Source organism: Bifidobacterium sp. SO4 (assembly GCF_018555355.1).
Lineage (GTDB): Bacteria > Actinomycetota > Actinomycetes > Actinomycetales > Bifidobacteriaceae > Bifidobacterium > Bifidobacterium miconisargentati.
The window spans coordinates 1-1,429 of the sequence record NZ_JAFEJP010000037.1 but is presented as its reverse complement, the minus strand read 5'-3'; the positions used below and the strand labels follow the sequence as shown (position 1 = coordinate 1,429).

Here is a 1,429-nt window from a genome sequence, read left to right as displayed (position 1 = left end):
GGGGCTGCGGACATTTTCTTGGAGATAATCACGCAGCCATTCCTTGGCTTTGACGGTATTGTACCGGGCTCATCCAACCAAGCGACTGTTTGATGCGCTCGTGGTTGTACCAGCGTATGTACTCATCGACCAAGGCGAGCACCTCGTTGCGGGTGTGTTCCTCCCACTTCTCGGGGTAGACCGCCTCGGTCTTCATCCTGCCGAAGAATCCCTCCGCGGCCGCGTTGTCCGGCGAACAGCCCTTCGCGCTCATGGAGCGCGTCAGCCCGAAGCGTTCCATGAGCCCGAGCCATCCGGGCCACCGGTAATGGCATCCACGGTCGGAATGCACCAGGGGACGCGCGTTCCCTGGCAGCGTCGAGGCCGCTTTCTCCAGCATCCGGTTGGCCAGCTCCGCGTTGGGGCTGAAGCCGGCGGTGTATGCGACGATCTTGCCATCGAAGCAGTCGATCATCGGCGAGAGGTACACCTTCCCGTCCCTGGCCTTGATCTCGCTGATGTCCGTCAGCCACTTCTCGTTCGGACGCTCGGCCGTGAAGTCCCGGTCGACGAGATTGGCGGGAGCCGGCGTCGTCTCGCCCTCGTAGGAACTATACCTGCGTCGCTTGGGCACGTGCGCCACGAGCCCTTCCTCCGCCATGATCCTGCGGACCACCTTCTCCGATACGCCGGTCTTGAGCACCGCCTTGATCCTGCGGTACCCGTACCTGCCCTTGGAATCGGCGAACGCCCCGGCCACCTCTGCCCTGAGTCCGGCGTACTTGTCAACGCCGAGCCGGGCGTGGTGGTAGTGGTAGCTGCTGGGCGCGATGGCGAGCAAGCATGTCATCGAGCTGAGCGAATACGCCGGCCTCAACCGGTCGATCAACAGGGTCTTCTCCCTGTTCGACAGGCGCCGCAGGTCGGCGCCGGGGTCTTTTTTTACGACCTCCACCACCTCCCGCATCAACGCGTTCTCCAGCTCCAGTTCCTCGACCCTGCGGCGCAAAGCCTCCGCGTCATCATCATCGGCTGCGGACGGCCAGCGACGGGAGTCCGCGGGCTTATTGCCCTGCGCGGAGTTCCTGTTTTTGGGCTGCAACGCGGCCATGCCGCCCTTGCGGTACGCCCTGACCCAGCCATGCACCGCGCCGACGCTCACGCCGAGCTGTTTGGCGGCCTGCTTCTGCTGCATGCCGCCCAGCACCAGCTCGACTGCCCTTCGCCTGGTCTCCAGTGGGATGATGGGTTTGGCCATATGGCCAGCATACCGGGAATCCATCGCCAGCCAACGCTCCAGACACTGCCTGGTCGGATAACCCAGATGCTCCACCACCTGGGCCGTCGTCATCGGCGTGGTGAAATACAACTCCACCGCACGCTCTCGTTCCTCAAGACTGAACATACGAAAATCTTTCCGTTCGGTCTCCAAGAAAACGTCCGCAGCCCC

At 63.2% G+C, this 1,429-nt stretch carries 1 protein-coding gene; it reads right to left on the bottom strand.

The genetic code is table 11. The features are described 5' to 3' along the window. Nucleotides 1-28: 28 nt before the first annotated feature. The gene (locus tag JS536_RS11690) at nucleotides 29-1,384 is read right to left on the bottom strand and encodes an IS3 family transposase (RefSeq protein ID WP_065465469.1); all 1,356 of its coding nucleotides are present in this window, start codon (nucleotides 1,382-1,384) and stop codon (nucleotides 29-31) included. Nucleotides 1,385-1,429: the final 45 nt, after the last annotated feature.